The organism is Sphingomonas anseongensis (assembly GCF_023516495.1).
Lineage (GTDB): Bacteria > Pseudomonadota > Alphaproteobacteria > Sphingomonadales > Sphingomonadaceae > Sphingomicrobium > Sphingomicrobium anseongensis.
In genome coordinates this window covers 1,786,919-1,802,303 of the sequence record NZ_JAMGBC010000001.1, presented here as the reverse complement: position 1 = coordinate 1,802,303, position 15,385 = coordinate 1,786,919, and the positions used below count along the sequence as shown (strand labels likewise).

The 15,385-nt window shown below is 63.5% G+C and carries 11 protein-coding genes; 6 read left to right on the top strand and 5 right to left on the bottom strand.

Annotated elements, in window-relative coordinates; genetic code table 11:
- Positions 1–115 precede the first annotated feature (115 nt).
- Complete coding sequence (locus LZ519_RS09270) at positions 116–712, top strand: NeuD/PglB/VioB family sugar acetyltransferase (RefSeq protein WP_249868394.1); 597 nt, start codon at positions 116–118, stop codon at positions 710–712.
- Here LZ519_RS09270 and LZ519_RS09265 read toward each other — a convergent pair.
- Both LZ519_RS09265 and LZ519_RS09260 read right to left on the bottom strand, forming a co-directional pair.
- Entirely contained in the window at positions 685–999 is a 315-nt protein-coding gene (locus LZ519_RS09265) for a hypothetical protein (protein ID WP_249868393.1), read from the bottom strand. The two genes, LZ519_RS09270 and LZ519_RS09265, sit on opposite strands and share 28 nt — an antisense overlap.
- Positions 1,000–1,032: 33 nt before the next feature.
- The gene (locus tag LZ519_RS09260; RefSeq protein ID WP_249868392.1) at positions 1,033–3,423 is read right to left on the bottom strand and encodes a PAS domain-containing protein; all 2,391 of its coding nucleotides are present in this window, start codon (positions 3,421–3,423) and stop codon (positions 1,033–1,035) included.
- Positions 3,424–3,648: 225 nt separating this feature from the next.
- Here LZ519_RS09260 and LZ519_RS09255 point away from each other — a divergent pair, with 225 nt between their 5' ends.
- Positions 3,649–4,623, top strand: a complete 975-nt coding sequence (locus LZ519_RS09255) for a hypothetical protein (RefSeq protein WP_249868391.1) — start codon at positions 3,649–3,651, stop codon at positions 4,621–4,623.
- Between the two features lie 40 nt (positions 4,624–4,663).
- A complete protein-coding gene (locus LZ519_RS09250; RefSeq protein ID WP_249868390.1) occupies positions 4,664–7,951 on the top strand; it encodes a P-loop NTPase fold protein in 3,288 nt (1,095 codons plus the stop codon).
- Between the two features lie 178 nt (positions 7,952–8,129).
- Here LZ519_RS09250 and LZ519_RS09245 read toward each other — a convergent pair whose 3' ends face one another.
- On the bottom strand, positions 8,130–8,438 hold the full coding sequence (locus tag LZ519_RS09245) for a DUF6481 family protein (protein WP_249868389.1): 309 nt from the start codon (positions 8,436–8,438) through the stop codon (positions 8,130–8,132).
- 96 nt (positions 8,439–8,534) lie between these two features.
- Positions 8,535–10,340: a translation elongation factor 4 gene (lepA, locus tag LZ519_RS09240; protein WP_249868388.1), complete on the bottom strand. Its 1,806-nt coding sequence runs from the start codon at positions 10,338–10,340 to the stop codon at positions 8,535–8,537.
- Positions 10,341–10,382: 42 nt separating this feature from the next.
- Between lepA and LZ519_RS09235 the strand changes: the two genes are divergently transcribed.
- Together LZ519_RS09235 and LZ519_RS09230 are read left to right on the top strand one after the other, a co-directional pair.
- Positions 10,383–11,552 carry a hypothetical protein gene (locus LZ519_RS09235; protein WP_249868387.1) on the top strand — a complete coding sequence of 390 codons (1,170 nt, stop codon included), beginning with the start codon at positions 10,383–10,385 and terminating at the stop codon, positions 11,550–11,552.
- Positions 11,553–11,685: 133 nt separating this feature from the next.
- Positions 11,686–14,520, top strand: coding sequence for a M16 family metallopeptidase (locus tag LZ519_RS09230; protein WP_249868386.1), 2,835 nt, complete (start codon positions 11,686–11,688; stop codon positions 14,518–14,520).
- Between the two features lie 3 nt (positions 14,521–14,523).
- Here the strand turns inward: LZ519_RS09230 and LZ519_RS09225 are convergent, their stop codons facing one another.
- Complete coding sequence (locus LZ519_RS09225) at positions 14,524–15,087, bottom strand: GIN domain-containing protein (RefSeq protein WP_249868385.1); 564 nt, start codon at positions 15,085–15,087, stop codon at positions 14,524–14,526.
- 46 nt (positions 15,088–15,133) lie between these two features.
- Here LZ519_RS09225 and LZ519_RS09220 point away from each other — a divergent pair, with 46 nt between their 5' ends.
- Complete coding sequence (locus LZ519_RS09220) at positions 15,134–15,337, top strand: hypothetical protein (RefSeq protein ID WP_249868384.1); 204 nt, start codon at positions 15,134–15,136, stop codon at positions 15,335–15,337.
- Positions 15,338–15,385 lie beyond the last annotated feature (48 nt).

The window sequence follows — 15,385 nt, the reverse complement described above, 5'->3', positions numbered from 1 at the left end:
CTCGAAAGCCGGCCGGCCTGCGAGCGAGCGGCCAAACCGCGAGTGAGACACGACCACCGTCACCCGGGCCACCGAAAATTCTTGCTTTTCAACCAGATCGGCTCATTTTCGACCGATGGGGATCGGCATCTTCGGAGCCGGGGGCTTCACGCGGCAGATCATCGACATGCTGCCGGGCGATGCGGTGATCCTTACCGACGATGGCGGGGCGGATCTCCACGGCATTCCCGTGTTGCGCTTCGATGACGCTCCGGATTGCGACCTGGTCATCGCAATTTCCGATCCGACCCTGCGCAGGCAGGTCGCGTTGCGGTGGCGCCACGGCTTCGGGAGCCTCGTCGCGACAACGGCTGAAGTCTCGCAATTCGCGTCGATCGGCGAAGGTGCAATCCTCTGTCGCCAGGCGATCATAGAATCCGATGTGACCATCGGCCGCCACTTCCACGCCAACATCGGCGCCAGGATTGGCCACGAATGTCGGATTGGCGATTTCGTCACGGTCGGTCCGGGCGCGATGATTTGCGGGCGCTGCACCATCGGCGACGGCGTCATGATCGGCGCCGGAGCGATCATCCATCAGGGCCTGACCGTCGGCGACAATGCCATGGTCGGCATGGGCGCGATCCTCAACAAGGATGTGCCTGCCGCAACCTCGGCCATCGGCAGGCCGGCGAGACTTTTTGGTCAGCGCGAACGCGCCGACGCCACCTGATCCCCCCACCGAGCCACGATAAACCCCCAGGCCGACCGATACTCTGCGGGAGTCACATGCCCGTCGCGGTCGCCGTCCGCGATTTGCTTGAACTCGCCGGCCGCCTTGTCCGCCTCGAAGATCGACAGATAGCCGTCGCGGTTGCCGTCATATTTGGCCAGCGCCCATTGCATCAGCCGCTGGTCGCGCTCGAACAGCTCGATGGCTCGCGGATTGACGAGCTTGTACTCGTCTGCCGGAGCGAAGGCTGCGAGCTGGGCGAACAGCAGTGCGGCGAGCACGGACATTGCGGTTGAACGCTCGAGCGCTCACGCGTTTCCTCAGCTCAGCGCGCTCCGCACCGCCTTGCACAGAGCGTCCGACCGGAACGGCTTGGGAAGCAGGGGGGAGTCGGGAGCGATCCACTTGATCGCGTCGGTCTCGCTATAGCCGGACACGAACAGAATCTTCTGGTCTGGGGCCTGGCTGAGCATCTCGCGGGCGACGTCCGCGCCCGACATTTCCGGCATCACGAAGTCGAGGACGACGAGGTCGGGCCTTCTCTTTGCGAACTCCTTGAGCCCCGTCTTGCCGTCGCCGCAGTGGCGGACGTCGAAGCCTTCCTCCGCAAGCGCCTCCGCGACGAAGCCGCGCACGTCGGGATCGTCGTCGATCACAAGCACGGAGGCGGCGTCGATGGCGACCAGCTCGCCATCCTCTTCGTCGGCGGCATGGTCGGCTTCGGCCACGCCCTGGGCGGCCTTGAAGAACAATTTGATCGCAGTGCCATCCCCCGGCGTCGTGTCGATCCGCGCGGTGCCTCCGGACTGGCGCGCCATGCCATAGACCATCGACAGGCCAAGGCCGGTGCCCTTGCCGATCTCCTTGGTCGTGAAGAAAGGCTCGAAGGCTCGCGACGCGACCTCTTCGGGCATCCCGACGCCGGTGTCGCTGATGCACAGCTCGACATAGTTGCCGCTTTCCAGCTCCGGGTCGCCGTCGACGTGTACCGACCTGGTGACGAACTTCAGCACGCCGCCCTTGGGCATTGCGTCCCTCGCATTGATCGCGAGGTTGAGCACCGCGACCTCGAGCTGGGTCGGGTCGGCCAACACCGGCATCGTCGTCTCGTCGAGGTCGAACTCCTTGGTGATTCCGGGGCCGAGCACGTTCCTCAGGAGCGGGCGCATGTTCTGGATCAGCGGCGCCACATGGACCGGGCGGACCTCGAGCCTCTGCACCCGGCTGAAGGCGAGCAGCTGGCCGGTCAGCCTCGCTCCGCGCTCGGCGGCCGTCAGCGCGTTGGTCGCGTAACGCTTGAGCTTGGCGTCCTCGACCCGCTTGGCGACGAGGTCGAGCCCGCCCACGACGACCGTCAGGAGGTTGTTGAAGTCGTGCGCGATCCCGCCGGTCAGTTGGCCCAGCGCCTCCATCTTCTGGCTCTGGCGAAGCTGCTCCTGGGCCGCCTTGAGCTCGGTGATGTCGCGAGCCTCGAACAGCAGGTAGGTCACCTTGCCGTCGCCGTCCCGCACCGGCTGCACCGCGACGTCGAGGTAGGCGGTCTGGACGCCCGGCCGCTCCATCGTCACCTGGGTGGTGAACGTCTCGCCCTTCGCCGCGGTCTTCACCGCCTGCTTGATCAGCGGCTTGTGCTGCGGATAGGCGCGAAGCGTCGGCGCATCCCAGATCTTGCCGCCGATCGCTTCCCGCGCGTTCCTCGCCCGCCACGGCGCATCCTTCGAGTTCATCTCGACAATCGTGCCGTCCGGAGTGAGGAGGCAGAGCACCTCCAGCACCGCATCGAAGATCGCTCGGAAGCGCGCCTCGCTCGCTGCGAGCTCGTGCGTCCGCTCCTCGACCTGCCGCCGAAGCTCGAGCTCCGCCTCCTTCGCGAGCGTGATGTCGGTCGCCACCCCGATGAAGCCGATCAGTTCCCCGTCCGGCCCGAACCGCGGCGACGACACGCTCTTGAGCCAGCGATACTCGCCGTCCCCGCGCCTGAACCGCGCCTCCAGCGCGAAGGTCTTGCCCGAAGCCTCGCCGGCCAGGCTCTCCGCGACCACCCGCTCAGCATCGTCCGGATGGATCCCGTCGCGCCAGTCATAGCTGCGCGCGAACTCGCGGTCCTCGGTGCACAGGAAGTCCATGTAGGCGTCGTTGACGAAGTCGCGCGTACGGTCGAGCCGAGTCACCCACATCAGCGCCGGCGCGGAGTTGGCGATCCGCTTGAACCGCGCCTCGCTCTCCTTGAGCGCCCGCTCGGCGACCCTCTGCTCGGTCACGTCCTTGACCAGCATGATGATCCCGTCGACGCGCCCGCTCTTGCCGGTCCACGGCACATATTCCGCCTGGATCGCCGCCGGCCCGCGCGTCGGATGGTTGAAGCTCGCGACGAAGAACTGCTTCTCCCCCGCCATCGCCGCGTCGATCAGCGGCTTGCGCTCCGCATAGGTCTCCTCCCCCATCACCTCGCGGATCGGGAGCCCCAGCAGCTCATCGCGGGTCTGCTCGAAATAGTCCGCCAGCGGCCGGTTGAGGAACCGCACCTTCTCGTCGCGGTCGATATAGGCGCACATGATCGGGAGCATGTCGGCGATCGCCAGCATGCCGGTCGCGGTGAACATCTCCGGCGGCATTCCGGGCGGGAGCTGCTCGAGCGGAAGGATCGCGATCTCGGCCTCGTTCGCAGCCGCCCGCGCCCCCGGCGCTTTCTTGATCCCCCCAGTAGCCATGACTCGGAGATTGCGAGATTTTTTGTAAAGAGTCACCTAACTTGCGTAACGTGCGCGCCGCCGAGCGGAATCCGGCCGGATTCCGGGAGAGACGGCAAGCCGCGGCCGACGACCGGCAAAGCCGTGTCGATCGACGTCACGCGATTCACTCGCGTGACGGCACTCCGCGCCGGCCCACACGCCCCCCCCTTTCCTATTAGGATTTCGCCTGCTCCAAACTCGCCGATGAGCGATTCGACACCCCGCGGCGAAATCCCGGATTTCGCCACCCTCGCCGCCGATCCCGAGATCGCGCCCCTCCTCCGCTTCGACCCCGTGGTCCGCAAGGTCAAACGCCCGGACGGCTGGACCCCGGAGCTTCAGCGCGAGCTCATCGCCCGCATCGCCTCGACCGGCACGGTCCAGTCGGCGGTCTGCCAGATGGGCAAGCACGCCACCGGCGCCGAGGCGCTGTACAAGACTCCCTCCGCCGACAGCTTCCGCACGTCCTGGGACGCGGCGATCATCATCGGCCGCCGCCGTAACGGGCTGGATTCCCGCCCGCCGTTCACGGGCGAGGTCCCCGGTATCAACCGGCGCAGCAAGCTCATGGCTTCCTCGGCGATCGCGATGCCGCAGCCCGGGCAGGTCATGAACGAGCATGGCGAGTGGGAGGACGGGGCCTCGCTGATGGGGCGCGTCGGGGAGGCGCAGACCAGCATCTGCAGGAAGCTTCTGGGCTGCCGCCGCCTCTACCTTCAGGAGATCAGCGGCAATGCCGGCAAGCGCGCGGCGTTCGAGATCCTGACCGAGCTTCCCATCGACTGGGAGAAGGCCAGGCGGCTGGAGCCCCAGCCAGACGAGCCGTGGAACAGGGCCAACCAGCGCCAGCCCGACATGATCCTGACCGCCGAGAACGGCTGGTCGGCCGGGGAGGCGGGCTATGGCCCCAATCGCATGGCGGAACTCCGCGAGGCGCTTAACGAGGAGCTAGTTAAGCGGGGCAAAGAGCCGGTGGATTGGACGGCCGAAGAGCACCAAGGCGAAGGCGACAGTCAGGACACTGACACGTCGACTTCGCCGAGAGATGCGTGCCCAGTTCGGCCGACGACCGGCAAAGCCGTGTCGATCGACGGCGCGAATTCACTTCGCGACGGTACGGCCACTTCCCTCAGGACAAGGCCGGGCCGAGGTTGCGGAGGGTTTGACGCAAGCGGTTGAGCAGGCTTAGCCTCTCTCCGCTCGGGGGACAGGGGGATTAGTGCAAAGCGTCCGCAAGCCGGCGGCATCAAAGCCGCGCTACATCATCGACGAACCAGCCGACAAAGACCGCTTTCAAGCACACAGCGGCATTGTTGATGGGATTATCAATAGCATTGTGAACGAGCCGCGTCTGCGGATGATTGCGCTATTGGGACGGTGGGGAACCGGCAAGTCCAGCATTGTTCACCAGTTCGAAAAGCGATTGGCTAACGAGCATTCTGGAAAATACATTATCTTCAAATATGATGCTTGGGCTCATCAAGGCGATCCCTCGCGGCGCTCAATCCTCGAAGAATTGATCTCATTTCTGATCGGAAAGAGGCTAACCCGACTCAAGACTTGGAAGGAAACATTTCAGGAAATCTCCGGAGAACGAGAAGATTCAACAACGAGGAAGCAGTCCAAGCTCACGTGGCTCGCGAAGGTGCTGCTCGTTTTACTTTTGCCTCTACCGTTTCTCATCTCGTTATTAGATTTTGACGTTCTGACAGCTGTTTTTTCAGATAAACCGAGCGGTGTCGGTCGGGCAATACTGATCGCGACCTTGTTATACCTGCTGTTGATGATCAGCATTTTTCCAGTATCCTTTCTTGCCACGAGGAAGTGGAAGTCATTGGCAGCAGACGAGAAGTTCGGGGTACGAATCCAGCACTTCTGGCAAAGTGGCCCTGACATCCTTTCTCTCATTCTGACGCGGAACACCGAAGATTCATCCTCCACAACCGTTCGCAAGCCGCAACCAACCACCATTGAGTTTCGGCGCATCCTCCGTCGCATTATCAGGTCTCAAAAAAGCAGCCGCCTGGTCTTTGTGGTGGACAATCTTGACCGCATCGATCCGCTCGAAGCTCTCGGCATCTGGTCCGTGATGGTTGGTCTCGTCGCTGATGAGACACACAGAGTGTCACCCGAAAAAGAACCATTGCTTATCGTGCCACTGGATAAGCAGGCACTGAGCGAACTGGTAAAAGCCCAGCACAACACGGGCTTCGATAGCGATCAGCTGATTGAGAAGAGCTTTGACGTCATATTTGAAGTGCCCCCACCTGTCTTATCAGATTGGCGCGCCTTCCTCGAACGACAGTTCCGGTTTGTGGAGCTTGCTGATCGAGAGAGTTTCGCAAGGGAGCTGTATTGGGTTGGGCAATATTTCGAACAATGGTGCCGCGCCCGGGATGATGGGCGCATAACACCGAGAAGGATCAACCGATTCTTAAACCAGCTAGTGAGCCTACAGGCGCAATCGGCCGATCGCGTCAGCCCCTCGCTCCTCGCCTATTATGTTGCGAATAGGACCAAAGCGGACGCGGACATTTTAGCTCTCTTGTCAACTGAGAAGCCGGGAAGCGAGATTGGCAATGAATGGCAAACCCAACTCGCCGCTGTCCACTTTGGCGTGCGTGCCGACGATGCAGCCCAAGTTGTCCTCGGAGACGAACTTCGCCGCGCGCTGGACGAGAGCGAGCAGAAAACATTTGACCGAGCGAGAGGCGTTCGTGGCTTTGATGGCGTCCTCGAACGGTACATCGAGACTCCGCCCAAAACTACGGCCGGCCTTGCGGACGCAGCGCCTCTACTCACGCTTGCCAGTTACCTCGCCGCCGCACGGGACGGAATTTCACAAATGGTTTGGGACCGCCTTTGGGTCGCCATTCAGGGTTCGGATGGAGTCAACGTCCAACCAGCAGTTGTCACCAAAGCAGTTGAGGCACTCATTGGATGCGTATCCGCCTCGCTAATAACCAACGGCGCGGACGCTCTCTTGTCCATCGTCGTCACTGCGATCGACAAATCAACGGACGAGAAAGAACTGGCGACTCTTGTAGAAGCTGGATCGTCGATTGTGGCGGCCGTTGGTGAGAAAGCAGGGCGTTTGCCGATAGCGGACATCAACCTCGCGCTTAAGATACTGAAGCATTCCGATGACGATGCTGCCTTCCTTAAAGTAACAAAGTGCGAGGCAACGTATGCGGAGGTCGCCGCACGGCTAATCGACGAGATGGCCACCACTTCATCTTGGGCAGTCCCAGGACGGGCAGCCCTTGTCGGGAGGGAGCCCGCCGCCCAGATCTTCCAAGGGGAGCGCAGTGAATTTTACACGAACCTGGTTGCCGGAATTGGCGAAACTCTCCGGAGCGAAGAAGCACCCGCCGCCGCGAAGACGGCGGCGATAAGACTCTACGCCGAGCGGGTGCACGCAGAACCAGAGTTCAAGGAGTTGGCAGACGAGCTCAAGGCCGACGACACCATCAACGAGTTAACAGACTTGGCGATAAGCAATCCAAAAGTGCCCTTGCTCGGACCGATAACGGCGTTACGCCTGACATATGATGTTGGTTTTGATGACGAGAACGCCGCCCAAGCGCATAGCAAGTTGCTAGAGCCAGTCGACGTGGCTCGGAGCGTTCTAATAAACATCCGAGCAATGAATGATCGAAGCTTTCTACCTCTCTTCAAATCCTTTGATGAAAGCTCCTCAAACCTTTTTGAGTTGTTACCTCCATTGCTTCGCCACGCTGTTGTAAGTGGCAATATTGGCCACTGGGTCGACTCGAAATGGATGATTAAAAACTTCGCAAGCTTTCGGGCGTGGCTAACGGAAAGCCAAGCCAGATCACTGGCGAGTTTGATGGTTCAAATAGAGAACTTTGAGGAAAAAATACTTACAAGTGAGGAAGGTGCATTTGCTGACTACATAAACTATCTGGATAAAGCGCAGGCTACCGACCTCTTGGTCAAGAGGCTTTCCTCGTTCAGTGTCGATGACTGGAAGGAGTTGATCACCGGCCAGTCACCGCTTTGGTCGCGGATCGGCGGAGCCAAAATGCCCCTCCTTGAGCCACAGAGAAAGTCATCGACACTGCATGACGCGCTTACGGCGATTCTGAATGGTCCAACTGGATCAATCGGGTACCATGGCGTTCTCCGCGTCGCCAAACTGCTTCCGTGGCTCAACGATCAATCGAGGGTCGACGTGTTGCGCGCAGGCTTACGCGCAACGGTGGAACGCGGGGACACCGATCTTTTCCTCCTCCTCGCCAAGAATGATCATTTTCGGTCAGAAGCTTCGCGGCGCCCGTTTTTGCGGGATGCGCTTATTACTCTCTTCGATCCTCTTTCTCGTTCGGGAGCGGGTCGAACTTTCATTGAGAGAAATATCGATGCTCTACGCGGCACCGAGACGAGCCTGCTAACCAAGGTACAATGGCGGCTGGGGCGGGCAATAAGGTCGAGGGAGGCGAGTGTACGAGAATGGGCCGCATTCGTCCGAGATAAATTGAGCTAGCGAGTCAGTTCGCGGATGCGCGGAGGTGGCGTTACGCCACTCTAGAATGCAACAGCTCTTCCTGCCAAGTTGGCCTTAGTTGAGCCAAGCCTGGCACGGCCGCTTTTGGTTATCCGGTGCGTTACTCCTATCCATCCTCAACGCCGCAATGGCGTTGCCTGTGGAGCCCTAACCGGCATTACCTCCGCGCCTTCCTCTTCGCATACCTTGCATCGCGCGCCGCCTTCAGCTCGGCCTCCGACTTGGGAGCCGCCGCAGCCGCCTTGGCCGCAGCGTCGGCGGCTTGGGCTTCCTTGCCGGCCTCGCGCTCGGCCTTCTTCGCCGCCGCCTTCTGCGCCTTGGCGGCCGCCTTCTCCTCCCCGGCCGCGATGCGCTCGGCGGCGAGCTTCTCGTCGACCGGCGGGCGCGACTGGAGCTGCTCCAGCGCCTTTTGCTTGGCCTGCGCCGCCTGGGCTGCGCGGTCCTGGAATGTGCTCTTGTAGGTCATGGTGGCGGTGGTCTCCGGATCGGGACTGGGTGCAGTAGATAACGTCTGAGCGGCTTAAGTGACCTGCTCGCCATGCCCCCGGCATGGCTGCGCGGCTCACTCTTCGCCCATGCGCAAAGCGGCGATGAAAGCTTCCTGCGGTATCGACACGGATCCGTACTCACGCATCCGCGCTTTCCCCTTCTTCTGCTTCTCGAGCAGCTTGCGTTTGCGCGTCGCGTCGCCGCCATAGCATTTGGCGGTGACGTCCTTGCGCAGCGCGCCGATCGTCTCGCGCGCGATGATCTTGCCGCCGATCGCCGCCTGGATGGGGATCTTGAACAGGTGGCGGGGGATGAGGTCCTTCAGCCGCTCGCACATGCCGCGGCCGCGCGCCTCCGCATTGGCGCGGTCGACGATCATGCTCAGCGCATCGACCGGCTCGCCGTTGACCATGATGCTCATCTTGACGAGGTCGCCGGGGCGGTGGCCGACCTGGTGGTAATCGAAGCTCGCGTAGCCGCGGCTGATCGACTTCAGCCGGTCGTAGAAATCGAACACGACCTCGTTGAGCGGCAGCTCGTAGGTGAGCTGGGCGCGCGCGTGGGCGCCGGTGCCGACATAGGTCAAATTCTTCTGCACGCCGCGGCGGTCCTGGCAGAGCTTGAGCACCGAGCCGAGATATTCGTCGGGCATGTAGATGGTCGCTTCGATCCACGGCTCCTCGACGCTTTCGATCGCATTGGCGTCGGGCCAGTCGGCGGGGTTGTGGATACTCCGCACCTCGCCGCCGCGAAGGTGGACTTCGTAGACGACGCTCGGCGCGGTGGTGATGAGGTCGAGGTCGTACTCGCGGGTGAGCCGCTCCTGGATGATCTCGAGGTGGAGCAGGCCGAGGAAGCCGCAGCGGAAGCCGAAGCCGAGCGCGGCGCTGGTCTCCATCTCGAAGCTGAACGAGGCGTCGTTGAGGCGCAGCTTGTACAGGGAATCGCGCAGCTTCTCGAAGTCGGCGGCGTCGGTGGGGAACAGGCCGCAGAAGACGACGGGCTGGACGAGCTTGAAGCCGGGCAGAGCCTCCGCGGCCGGCCGCTTGGCGTCGGTGATCGTGTCGCCGACGCGGGTTTCCGCGACTTCCTTGATCTGCGCGGTGATGAAGCCGATTTCGCCGGGGCCGAGCTCTGGCAGGTCGGTGCGCTTGGGGGTGAAGCAGCCGACTCGGTCGACCAGATGCGTGGTTCCGGCGGCCATGAACTTGACCTGCTGGCCGTGCTTGAGCGTGCCGTCGATCACGCGGACGAGGATGACGACGCCGAGGTAAGGGTCGTACCAGCTGTCCACCAGCATCGCCTTGAGCGGAGCCGCGGCGTCGCCCTTGGGCGGCGGGATCCGCTCGACGATGGCGTCGAGGACCTCCTCGATCCCGATCCCCGTCTTTGCCGAGGCGAGGACCGCTTGCGAAGCGTCGAGGCCGATGATTTCTTCTATTTCCTGGCGAACGCCTTCCGGGTCCGCGGACGGCAAATCGACCTTGTTGATCACCGGCACGATCTCGTGGTCGTGCTCAATGCTCTGATAAACATTCGCCAACGTCTGTGCTTCGACGCCCTGGGCTGCGTCGACGACCAGGAGGGCGCCTTCGCACGCCGCGAGGCTGCGCGACACTTCGTAGGCGAAGTCGACGTGGCCGGGCGTGTCCATCAGGTTGAGCTCGTAGCCCTTCCAGTTGAGCCGCACCGTCTGCGCCTTGATGGTGATCCCGCGCTCGCGCTCGATCTCCATATTATCGAGCACCTGCGCGTTGCCCGTCATCTCGCGCGCGGTCAGCCCGCCGGTCGCCTGGATCAGCCGGTCGGCGAGGGTCGACTTGCCGTGGTCGATGTGCGCGATGATGCTGAAATTGCGGATTTTGCTGATGTCAGTCATTTCCCCGCGGGCTATAGTGGCTGCGGAGAAGGGGGCAATCTCATGAAGCGTATTGCAGTTGTGGCAGCGGCCGCGGTTGTCGGGGGAGCGACCGCAGCGCCGGCGCCGGTTGCGAATTACTGGATAGACGTCGCGACGGCGAGCGGGATGGGCGCGGGCATGATGGGCGGCGGCGGCCGGCCGGACATGGGCCAGATCATGAGCATGATGAACGGCGGCGGCGGAGCTGCGCAGCACACGCTCAACCTCTACCTCGCGTCGAAGCAGAAGGCGGCTGCTCCGCAAGCGCAGCATTTGATCCCGCCGGGCCTGCAGATGGGGCCGAGCCTGCCGCTGATCGCGCCCGCGGTCGCGAAGCCGGTCAGGGAGACGTACGGCGCGCCGGGCGAATTGCAGCGGCCCAAGGGGCGGATGCTGATCTATTGGGGCTGCGGCGAGCACACAGGCGCCGGCCAGCCGACCGTGATCGATTTCTCCAAAATCGCGCCTGGCCAGATGCCGCCCGGCTATTCGGCGATGATCGCAGCGGTCAAAGCTGCGCAGCCGCCGCGCCCGGGCCAGTCGGCCAGCTATGGCGAGTGGCCGAACCAGCGCGACTCCCGTCCTGTGCCGTCCAACGCATCGCTGATCGGAGCGCACAAGGTCGAGGGCAATTACACGCCGGCAATCGCCTTCAGCCTCGCGCAGGGGCAAGACTTCATGCCCGGCCTCGGCCTCCGCTCTGCAGGCGCGCTCCCGTCCGGCGCGAACCGCCTGACGTGGACCCCGGCGAGCCAGGCGACGGGTTATGCCTTATCGATGTTCGGATCGTCGGGCGGTAGCGACATGATCATCTGGAGCTCGGGCAACAAGGCCAGCGCTTTCCCGAACATGGACTATCTGACGCCCGCGCAGGTGAAGGGGCTGGTTGCGTCGGGCGCGGTGCTTGCTCCGTCGACGAACCAGTGCACGATTCCGGCCGAGGTTGTTCGAGCCTCCCCGACGGGAATGGTGATGATGATCGGCTACGGTCCGGAGGCCCACTTCTCCGACAAGCCCAAGTCGCCGACGTGGACCGTTCGAGCCCGCTACAAGTCAACCGCTTCGCTGATGCTCGGCATGGAATCGATGTACGGCGATTCCGACAGCGCCCAGCCGCAACAACAGCAGCAACCGAAAAAGAAGAAGCGCGGCTTCGGGCTAGGCGACCTCATCCAGGCGGTCCCGCACTAGGGCGAGCGCCGCGCCCGCCAAAGGATGCGGGCGCGGACCGTCCGTCGAATCCTGACGCCGCTCGGCGGTATCGCCTTGCCTGCCCCGAACCCTCGATTAAGCTCGCCGCGAAATTCCGCGGGGACCCATATTCATGACAAACCTGACCCGACTGTCCGTACTGCTCGCCACCTCTGCGCTCGCCGCCTGCGCGACCGCTCCGCAGCAGCTTGCCGTTGCGCCTCAGCCTCAGCCGGTCGAAGCCGTCGTTCCGGCTCCCGTCGAGCCGGCGCCGCTTCCGAGCCTCGTCCACGAAGTCTCGCTTCCGCACGAGACCTTCACCCTGGACAATGGGCTGACGGTGCTTGTGCACGAGGACCACAAGGCGCCGGTCGTCGGCTTCGGCATCTGGTACAATGTCGGGTCGAAGGACGAGCCCAAGGGCAAGACCGGCTTCGCGCACCTGTTCGAGCATCTGATGTTCTACGGATCCGAGAACGTCCGCGAGCCGATCATGAGCTATCTGCAGAATGTCGGCGCGACCGACTGGAACGGAACCACGTGGTTCGACCGGACCAACTATTTCGAGACGGTGCCCAAGCCGAACCTCGAGCGGACGCTGTTCATGGAATCCGACCGGATGGGCTATCTGCTCGGCGCGCTCGACCAGAAGCGGCTCGACCTTCAACGCGGCGTCGTCCAGAACGAGAAGCGCGAGGGCGACAACCAGCCCAAGGGCCTGGTCGAATATACGGTCCTCGAGACACTGTTCCCCGAAGGCCATCCGTATCACCACAGCACCATCGGTTCGATGGCGGACCTCGACGCGGCCAGCCTCGCCGACGTGAAGCAGTGGTTCCTGGACAAATACGGCCCGAACAACGCGATCGTCTCGCTGTCGGGCGACATCACGGTCGACGAAGCCAAGGCCTTGATGAACAAATATTTCGGAGCGATCGAACGGCGGAAGGCAAACAATCCCGCCCAGGCGGACGTGCCGACCCTGCCCCACGACGTATCGATCGTGATGAAGGACCGGATCCCAACGGTGGAGATCCAGCGCCACTGGGCGGTGCCCGGGCTTCAGTCGCCGCAGCTGGCTGCGCTCGATCTCGGCGCCTCGGTGCTCGGCGGGCTTGCGAGCTCGAGGCTCGACAAGATCCTGGTGCGCGACGAGAAGCTGGCAGTCTCGGTCTCGGCCAACATGCAGCCGTTCCACCGCATCGGCTTCATGGAGATCGATGCCGACGTTAAGCCGGGAGTCGATCCGGCCGTGCTCGAAAAGCGGCTGGACGAGATTGTCGCCGACTATATCGCCAACGGCCCGACCGAGGACGAGCTCAAGCGCGCGGCGACCCAGGTGGTTGCGGGACGGGTTCGCGGCCTGGAGCGCGTCGCGTCGCAGAACAACGCGCTCGCCGAAGGCCTGCTCTACAACGGCGACAGCAATTTCTATCGCCGCCAGCTGGAATCCTATGCGTCGGTGACCCCGGCAGAGGTCAAGGCGGCCATGCAGCAATGGCTCGGCCGCCCGGTGCTAAAGCTGACCGTGGAGCCCGGCGAGCGCCCGCCCTACGTCGAGGCCAAGGCTAAGCCGTCGAAGAAGACCGCCGACATCAAGGTGCCGGTGGTTCATCGCGAGATGCCGCCCGTCGGCGCTTCCGTGCCGCTCGATTTCCCTGACGTCGCGCACACGACCCTGTCGAACGGGATCAAGCTTGCCTATGCGCATCGCGCGGCGGCGCCGGTGACCCAGGTCGGGCTGAGCTTCGACGCGGGTTACGCGGCCGACGCTCCGGGCCGGCGCGGACTTCAGAACATGGTGATGAGCCTTCTCGACGAAGGCACCGCGAAGCGGACGTCGCAGCAGATCGCCGAGGACAAGGAGCGGCTGGGCGCGATCCTTGCGCCGGGCGGTAGCGCCGACCGAAGCACGGTGTCGCTGTCGGCGCTCAGCGCCAACCTGGCGCCGAGCCTCGAGCTGATGGCGGACGTCGTCCGCAACGCCGCGTTCAACACCGGCGACGTCGAGCGTGTGCGCGGCCAGCTGGTCAATGCCGTCCAGGAAGCAAAGACGACGCCCGCAAGCATGGCGCAGCGCGAATATATGCGTCAGCTGTTCGGCGACACGCATCCGTACGGGACGACGGCGATCGGCGACGAGGAGGCGATCAAGGCCTTCACCCGCGACGATCTGATAGCGTTCAAGGATCGCTGGCTTCGCCCGGACAAGGCGGAGCTATTCGTCGTTTCCGACCGCCCGCTCGAGGAGGTGAAGGCGGAGCTGGACCGTGCATTCGGCAACTGGGCGCCGCCATCGGTAGCGGCAGGCCAGAAGCAGTTCGGGACCGTCCCGGCGCGCGCGACTGCCCCGCGGATCGTGTTGATCAACAGGCCCGGATCGCCGCAATCGGTGATCTATGGCGGCGAGATGACCCCGCTGAATCCCCGCGACGATCTGACCGCGAGCCTTGCGGCCAGCGACGTGCTTGGAAGCGGCACCTTCTCCCGGATCAACATGAACCTTCGCGAGGACAAGGGCTGGGCCTATTCGCCCTACAGCATCACCGTCCTTCGCGAGCAGGCGGTGCCCTACCTCATCAGCGCCGCAGTGCAGGCGGACCGGACGGGCGATTCGATCGCCGAGCTGATGAGCATCGTCAACGGCCTGCTTGGGGACAAGAAGATCACCCAGCATGAGCTGGACCTGTCGATCGCGAGCGCCACCGGCGAGTTGCCGGGCCAGTTCCAGACCAGCGACGCGGTTCTGGGAGCGATGGAGAGCAATGCGCTCTATGGCCGGCCCGACAATTATTACGAGCTGATCGCCGACCGCTACCGCTCGCTCACCCAGACCCAGGTCGACCAGGCGCTCGCACAAATGCTCGATCCCAACGCCTTAGTTTTCGTGGTCGTCGGCGACGCGGCCAAGGTGAAGCCGCAACTGGCGAAGCTCGGACTTCCGGTGGAAGAAGTGCCGGCGCGCTAGTCGTCAGTCAGCTCTGCGGACGTTGCCGCCGCCGTTGATTGCGATCGTCGTCTTGGGATCTCCGAGGTAGCGGATTTCGCCGCCGCCCATCACCGCGGCCGCGAGCGTGTCGGAGACGCCGGACAGGATCTTGCCGCCGCCGGTAACGGCTGCGGCAACCGTCACTGCAGAAACGGCGCGCATGTCGATCAGCCCGCCGCCGTCGACCGCGATCGCAATCTCGCGCTGCCTGGCGAAGCCGGGAGCGGCGGTGATGGTCCCTCCGCCCTTGACGGCGGACGGCACGACCTTCGGCACCTGGATTTCGATCCGGAGCGAATAATGGCGCGGACAGCGATCGTTGCAGGCATTGATGATGAGCCGTCCCTCGCCGTCGACCCGGAACGTGGTGAACTGGCTGCTGCCCTCGACGATCGTCACCTGTTCCACCGCGCCGGGGCGAAGGACGACATTGCCGCCGCCGCGAAGCTCGACCTGGCGGAAAGCCTGGACGGGCACGGTCTCGGCCGCGGCGAGCGGAGCAGCCGTCGTGAGCGCGAGCGGGAAGAGCAGAGCGGTGGAGCGCATGGCGTGGACCTTTCGAGGCTTGCGCTACATTTGTAGCGCACCCTCGATGGCCTGTCCAGACCGGGCGTCAGCGTCGGGCTTCGCGCTCCTGAAGCCGCGCCATCCCGTCAACGAAGTCGGCCCATTGAAGGAGGTCAAGGGCCATGTCGGGCGGCTGCCTGACCGCACGGATCCGGATCCCGCGAACGACGGAAGTCCAGGAGAGCCCGGTCGTCTCGGGCTGTTCGGGCTCGGCAGCGCGAGTTGGTAGCGAAATGCAACTCATCCTCGAGCGGATGAGACCGGCAGCGAACGAAAG

Excerpts from the sequence above, each read along its gene's own strand:
- LZ519_RS09270 (WP_249868394.1), top strand. The coding sequence starts at position 116 with ATGGGGATCGGCATCTTCGGAGCCGGGGGCTTCACGCGGCAGATCATC.
- LZ519_RS09265 (WP_249868393.1), bottom strand. The coding sequence starts at position 999 with ATGTCCGTGCTCGCCGCACTGCTGTTCGCCCAGCTCGCAGCCTTCGCT.
- LZ519_RS09260 (WP_249868392.1), bottom strand. The coding sequence starts at position 3,423 with ATGGCTACTGGGGGGATCAAGAAAGCGCCGGGGGCGCGGGCGGCTGCG.
- LZ519_RS09255 (WP_249868391.1), top strand. The coding sequence starts at position 3,649 with ATGAGCGATTCGACACCCCGCGGCGAAATCCCGGATTTCGCCACCCTC.
- LZ519_RS09245 (WP_249868389.1), bottom strand. The coding sequence starts at position 8,438 with ATGACCTACAAGAGCACATTCCAGGACCGCGCAGCCCAGGCGGCGCAG.
- lepA (WP_249868388.1), bottom strand. The coding sequence starts at position 10,340 with ATGACTGACATCAGCAAAATCCGCAATTTCAGCATCATCGCGCACATC.
- LZ519_RS09235 (WP_249868387.1), top strand. The coding sequence starts at position 10,383 with ATGAAGCGTATTGCAGTTGTGGCAGCGGCCGCGGTTGTCGGGGGAGCG.
- LZ519_RS09230 (WP_249868386.1), top strand. The coding sequence starts at position 11,686 with ATGACAAACCTGACCCGACTGTCCGTACTGCTCGCCACCTCTGCGCTC.
- LZ519_RS09225 (WP_249868385.1), bottom strand. The coding sequence starts at position 15,087 with ATGCGCTCCACCGCTCTGCTCTTCCCGCTCGCGCTCACGACGGCTGCT.
- LZ519_RS09220 (WP_249868384.1), top strand. The coding sequence starts at position 15,134 with ATGGCCTGTCCAGACCGGGCGTCAGCGTCGGGCTTCGCGCTCCTGAAG.